At 44.8% G+C, this 5,330-nt stretch carries 7 protein-coding genes and 1 pseudogene; 4 read left to right on the forward strand and 4 right to left on the reverse strand.

Annotated elements, in window-relative coordinates; genetic code table 11:
• Positions 1-596 (reverse strand): hypothetical protein (locus RMO84_RS11670; protein WP_310488628.1); only part of this gene is annotated, 596 nt, incomplete at its 3' end.
• Between RMO84_RS11670 and RMO84_RS11675 the strand changes: the two genes are divergently transcribed.
• Together RMO84_RS11675 and RMO84_RS11680 are read left to right on the forward strand one after the other, a co-directional pair.
• The gene (locus RMO84_RS11675; protein ID WP_310488629.1) at positions 591-788 is read left to right on the forward strand and encodes a hypothetical protein; all 198 of its coding nucleotides are present in this window, start codon (positions 591-593) and stop codon (positions 786-788) included. The genes RMO84_RS11670 and RMO84_RS11675 overlap by 6 nt on opposite strands.
• Positions 781-1,083, forward strand: a complete 303-nt coding sequence (locus RMO84_RS11680) for a helix-turn-helix transcriptional regulator (RefSeq protein ID WP_310488630.1) — start codon at positions 781-783, stop codon at positions 1,081-1,083. The genes RMO84_RS11675 and RMO84_RS11680 overlap by 8 nt, the downstream gene beginning before the upstream one ends.
• Positions 1,084-1,118: 35 nt before the next feature.
• Here RMO84_RS11680 and RMO84_RS11685 read toward each other — a convergent pair whose 3' ends face one another.
• Both RMO84_RS11685 and RMO84_RS11690 read right to left on the reverse strand, forming a co-directional pair.
• Positions 1,119-1,472, reverse strand: a complete 354-nt coding sequence (locus RMO84_RS11685; RefSeq protein ID WP_310488631.1) for a DUF5615 family PIN-like protein — start codon at positions 1,470-1,472, stop codon at positions 1,119-1,121.
• Positions 1,469-1,708 carry a DUF433 domain-containing protein gene (locus RMO84_RS11690; protein WP_310488632.1) on the reverse strand — a complete coding sequence of 80 codons (240 nt, stop codon included), beginning with the start codon at positions 1,706-1,708 and terminating at the stop codon, positions 1,469-1,471. Before RMO84_RS11690 ends, RMO84_RS11685 begins: the two co-directional genes overlap by 4 nt.
• A 76-nt stretch (positions 1,709-1,784) precedes the next feature.
• On the opposite strand from RMO84_RS11690, the pseudogene RMO84_RS11695 reads away from it, so the two are divergent.
• Positions 1,785-2,496, forward strand: a pseudogene (locus RMO84_RS11695) (glutathione S-transferase family protein).
• Positions 2,497-2,560: 64 nt separating this feature from the next.
• On the opposite strand, the gene RMO84_RS11700 reads toward RMO84_RS11695, so the two are convergent.
• A complete protein-coding gene (locus tag RMO84_RS11700; protein ID WP_310488634.1) occupies positions 2,561-3,460 on the reverse strand; it encodes an ABC transporter permease in 900 nt (299 codons plus the stop codon).
• A 252-nt stretch (positions 3,461-3,712) separates the two neighbouring features.
• Here RMO84_RS11700 and RMO84_RS11705 point away from each other — a divergent pair.
• A partial coding sequence (locus RMO84_RS11705) for a tetratricopeptide repeat protein (RefSeq protein WP_310488635.1) occupies positions 3,713-5,330 on the forward strand: 1,618 nt, incomplete at its 3' end.

Below are 5,330 nucleotides of genomic sequence, written 5' to 3' on the forward strand. Positions count from 1 at the left end.
GACCCATTCGCTTCCGTACAAAGTTTCTCGCGCTCGTAGAACTTAATGATATTGGGCTGAAAAATTGCGCGAATTCGATCGGGCATTGCCCCCATTAGCCGATAGCGTTTCGAGAAAGTGGGAAAATCAGCAAAATTAATATCCTGCGAACCCATGACATTCGCCATCTTGTCCATAAGATGCTCGCGCCGCAACTCAAACCCAGGCAGATTCAATGACTCGTCATAGAAAACTAGAGCCGTTAGGAAAAAGCTAGGAACATCCTCAGCACGGCTAACACTATATCGATAATCAAAGATAGCAACAGTGACGGATTTCCCTTTACGCTTAACTTGACCTTTTAGGAGATGGGTAATCTCGCGCCATCTCCCGTGCTGGAAAAAATCCAGATTTGAGAGTAGGGGTTCGATACTTGCATCACCCTTTGGGAAATATTGAAATTTCAACTCGTTCGCCAAAGCCTGAATTGCGGCAATGCGCTTCTTGTGATGCTGGAAGGCACCGTAAGCGATCGCGATAAGCCAATCAGAAACACCGCCATTACTCGGCCATACCATACCATACTGACTCCGCTGACTGTAAGTGAGGCGATGCACTTAGTTTACCCAGATGAGGAACAGATAACACACCTGTGTAGATTGGTACTCTTAGCAGCCCAACTATTTATCATGGAGGATAACGAAGTTCCAGGCAGAGATATCGAACTAGCCTTGACATATAAAGATTTATTTGTACTCAATCCCGATCTTTATACTTACGTCGAACCAGAAGAAGAACCAAATGACTAACACTAATGATGCCTTGAAAATTATTCGGAGATCGATCGCAGGCGATCTAGAATTGCAAAAACTGGTAAAAAAAGCATTTATAAATGCTCAAGTTTCATTAATTATCTACGATGTTCGCAGGCAAGCCGGACTAACACAGCAACAATTAGCAAATTTGATTGGTACCACTCGATCGGTCATTGCTCGGTTGGAAGATGCTGATTATGAGGAACATTCTTTGTCTATGCTGGCACGAATTGCAGCCGCTTTAGATCGGAAATTAGAAATTAAAATGCTGCCAAAAGAACTAGCTTAAAATCTGAACTTCATGAAGATCCACTACCCAAACTTTTATCCTAGTTTGCGGATGCGGATTGATGTCGGAGCTAAAACCGCAAATGCAGAAAATAATTCTGACTCATGCTCTTGAATCGTTATCGAAATAATATCGCACTTTGCTGATATAGATAATCCAGCAAGCCGAATTAAAATAATTCCGGTAGCGAGATAACGCAGCCTAAAAACTAATTCTCCAAAATCTTTATCTGCTGTGATTAAGATTGCACCTTCACGATTTGCCAAAGCCAATACTTCGTCATCAGGAATACCCGGTTCCATTTCGGCAACATACCAAACTTGATGTCCATCTTGCCGTAATCGCTCGACAATCGCAACATCCATATTCTCATCTGCCAGAAATTTCATACACTCACGGCAGCAACAGGATAAACTGTATCTGCTCTGAGTGTTTCTTTGGCAAAGTCTAAAGCTGCGGAAATAGCAACTGGAGTGAGGCGGGGATGGGATGCTAAAATCTGTGCGCTGGTTTCACCTGCGGCTAATTTTTCTAGAATCAACTCTACTGTGATGCGCGTACCTGCAACGATCGGTTTACCCATCATTACTAACGGATCGGAAATTATTAACACTCGATCTTCCATAACTAGATTACTATTGTATTTTAATTGTAGCTAACATCGGCTAGCTCTCTCATTTTAAACCCTGCATCAACCTATTATGTACACCCTCTATATCACCAATAAAAACTACTCCTCTTGGTCGTTGCGCCCGTGGGTGTTGATGCAAGAAAAAGCGATCGCCTTCACCGAACAACTCATCCCTTTCCCCGAAACCTCAAGCTGGGAAACCTTCCGCGATTTTGCCCCCAATGGTAAAGTCCCCTGCCTCCACGATGACGATCTCATTGTCTGGGATTCCCTCGCCATTGTTGAATACCTCGCCGAGCACCATAGTGGAATCTGGCCTGTCGATCGCATTGCCCGCGCTTGGGCTAGATCTGTAACTGCGGAAATGCACTCTGGATTCAGCACCATCCGCCAAGAATGCGGCATGAATTGTGGTGTTCGCATCCAGCTTCACCAGACGACCCCAGCATTACAAAGGGATCTCGATCGACTCAATGAGATCTGGGCGGAAGGACTCAATCGATTTGGTGGCCCGTTTCTGACTGGCTCTGAATTTACCGCTGTCGATGCGTTCTTTTGTCCGTTGGCGAAGCCTACCGGAGGTAATCGCTTTCCGCGCCCAAACTTACAATCTTCCCCTCCACGCGACCTATATCCAGCAACTCCTTTCCCTCAAATCGATGCAGGCATGGGAAGCCGACGCGCTCCAAGAAACTTGGCGCGATCCGGCACACGAGCGCGAAAATTTAGCGGCTGGGGTGGTATCGATCGATCGCAGACGATCGATTCACTCCGAAGTATGAGCTGATATCTGGCGGATGTAGACACTGCGCGAAAACGATCGACGATCGATTCTCAAACTAACCTTTATCCTCGATCCTGTGGATTTATCAGCTCACTCAAACCTTCACCTAAAAGTGACAATCCAGTCACCATCAATGTCAAAGCCAGCCCTGGGAATAGTGTCGTCCACCAGATTCCGGTGGAAAGTGCGGGTAAAGCTTGCTTGAGATCGTGACCCCATTCGGCGATTTCGTCGGGTAAACCCAAACCGAGAAAACCTAAACCACCTAATACTAAAATTGCATCGGCAGCATTGAGGGTAAATAACACGGGTACGCTCTGGATGACATTTCCAAAGAGATATTTAGTCAAGACATGGGGAGTAGATGCGCCCAAAGCTTGAGCGGCTTCGACAAACATTTGAGTCTTCAAACTCGCCGTCTGATTGCGCACGACTCGAAAATACTGGGGGATATAAGAAATACTCAACGCGATCGCGGCATTAAAAACACCTTTGCCGACGATAAAGGCCAACGTTACCGATAATAATAATCCAGGTAACGTGTAGATCGTATCCATCACAAACAGGAGGACTCGATCGAGATTGCCACCCAGATAGCCGCTAATCATCCCTAGAGAAACACCGACGATCGCACTCATCAAAGTTGCCAGCACGACTACTTGCAAAGCCGCCTGAGTGCCAAATAGCGTTCGCGAAAATACGTCGTAACCCTCGCGACTAGTCCCAAACCAATGCTGCCAGGAGGGAGCTTGGTTGATCGGGTTGTAGGGCGGCATGGAGGAGCCTAGTAAGTCTTGGGGATCTTGAAGTAAACCGATCGCTTGTAATAATGGTGCAAAGATCGCGATCGCAATGAAACTGAGGGTAATTATCAGTCCCAATGCGAGTAATTGGGCAGATAACCCGCGACGATGCTTAAAGAGTTGTCTGACAGATCCGAGGGAAAGTTTACTGGCTGCCATGAGCGGTGTGCGGCGATCGGGAATGGTTCATTTACTATAGGGCAAATAGAGTCACCCTAACTGGTTTCACTCTCAATAACCTCAAATCTGTCCCGCTGAGTTGGAAGATCGAGACAGGCAATTTGAAAATGAAGTTTAATCGCTGACAGTAAAATCAAAATAAACGATTTCTGAAAGGGGGCTATACAAAACATCCAGACTGAACTCAGCTCGATCGAGCTAAAATACAGATAATTACAGTCCGAACAACTCATGCAGTCTGGCTATCTCCTCCGCAATCGCTATCTCATTGAAAATCGCCTATCTGCTGGAGGATTTGGCGAAACATATATCGCTGTCGATAAAGATTATCCCGATCGACGACGAGTAGTAGTTAAGCATCTTAAGCCACAAAGCAACGATCCTGCTTTATTAGATATAGCGCGACGGCTATTTGAAACTGAAGCAAAAACACTGGCAAAATTGGGTGAGAAAACAGATCTTATTCCCACGCTATATGCTTACTTTGAAGAAAATCGAGAGTTCTATCTGGTACAAGAGTTGATTGAAGGACAAACTTTGACTCAAGAATTAGGTACTCAGAAATTATCTGATACCCAAACTCTTAAAGTTGTCCGCGAAATTTTAGCAGTGCTAACAGAAGTTCATATCAAAAGGATAGTTCACCGCGATCTTAAGCCAGACAATATCATTCGTCGCTCGCACGATCGTAAATTAATCCTAATTGATTTTGGTGCAGTAAAAGCAGTTCTTCAGACAACCTTAAATGCATCTAATGCTAAATCAATCTGCATTGGTACTGCTGGATACATGCCCACCGAACAAGCCATGGGCTATCCGACTTCTGCTAGCGATATCTATGCAGTTGGCGCGATCGCCTTGCAATGCCTGACCGGAAAACATCCTCTTGAATTATTTGATGAAGATGACTTAGCGTTCAAATGGCAACATTTATGTTCGGCAAGCGATCGAGTAATTGAGATCCTGTCCAAAATGGTCGCAGCGAAGCATCTCGATCGCTATCCTAATGCCATGGAAGCGATAAAAGCGATCGATCCAGTGCTCCAATCAGTTCGATCGTATTCTCAACCACCGACACAGTCTTATCATCCTCCTATCACGAATTCTTCGCCCGATCCTATTGCTAGTTCTACTCCCAAAGCACCTGCGAAAACAAAGCTCGATCGGCAAAAATCGATCGGATTGGCTGCTTGTATATCTTTGGGATTTATTGGATTAATCGGATTATTAAACTCGATCGTCTCGCCTAAAATATTAACGGCTAATGACAGTGCTACTTCTCAAACTCCAGCTTCTGACAGCAAGCAAAGTTCACCAGACAAAGACAATACATCGGTTATTGAAAAGGATGAAAAAGACAAAAGAGACAGTCTAGAAGCATTAGCCAAATACGATCGAGCGATCGAAATCAATCCCCAGGATGCTGATGCATATATCAATCGCGGTCTTCTGAAATATGAGAAGAATGATACTCAAGGCGCATTAGCAGATTATAATCGAGCGATTAAAATTAACCCCAAGGATGCCATTGCTCACTACAATCGCGGCACTTTAAAATACAATAAACTGAATGACAATCGAGGCGCATTAGCTGATTTTAATCGAGCGATCGAAATCAATCCCCAGAATGCTCTGGCATATATTAATCGTGGCCTTCTGAAGTACAGTAATCTGAATGACGATCGAGGAGCATTATCCGACTACAATCGAGCGATCGAAATCAATCCCCAGAATGCTCTGGCATATATCAATCGCGGCAATTTGAAATACAAGACGCTCAATGACAATCGAGGAGCACTAGCCGATTTTAATCGAGCGATCGAAATCAATCCCCAGAATGCTCTGGCAT

This window comes from Chamaesiphon sp. VAR_69_metabat_338, assembly GCF_031423935.1.
GTDB lineage: Bacteria > Cyanobacteriota > Cyanobacteriia > Cyanobacteriales > Chamaesiphonaceae > Chamaesiphon.

Excerpts from the sequence above, each read along its gene's own strand:
- RMO84_RS11675 (WP_310488629.1), top strand. The coding sequence starts at position 591 with ATGCACTTAGTTTACCCAGATGAGGAACAGATAACACACCTGTGTAGA.
- RMO84_RS11680 (WP_310488630.1), top strand. The coding sequence starts at position 781 with ATGACTAACACTAATGATGCCTTGAAAATTATTCGGAGATCGATCGCA.
- RMO84_RS11685 (WP_310488631.1), bottom strand. The coding sequence starts at position 1,472 with ATGAAATTTCTGGCAGATGAGAATATGGATGTTGCGATTGTCGAGCGA.
- RMO84_RS11690 (WP_310488632.1), bottom strand. The coding sequence starts at position 1,708 with ATGGAAGATCGAGTGTTAATAATTTCCGATCCGTTAGTAATGATGGGT.
- RMO84_RS11700 (WP_310488634.1), bottom strand. The coding sequence starts at position 3,460 with ATGGCAGCCAGTAAACTTTCCCTCGGATCTGTCAGACAACTCTTTAAG.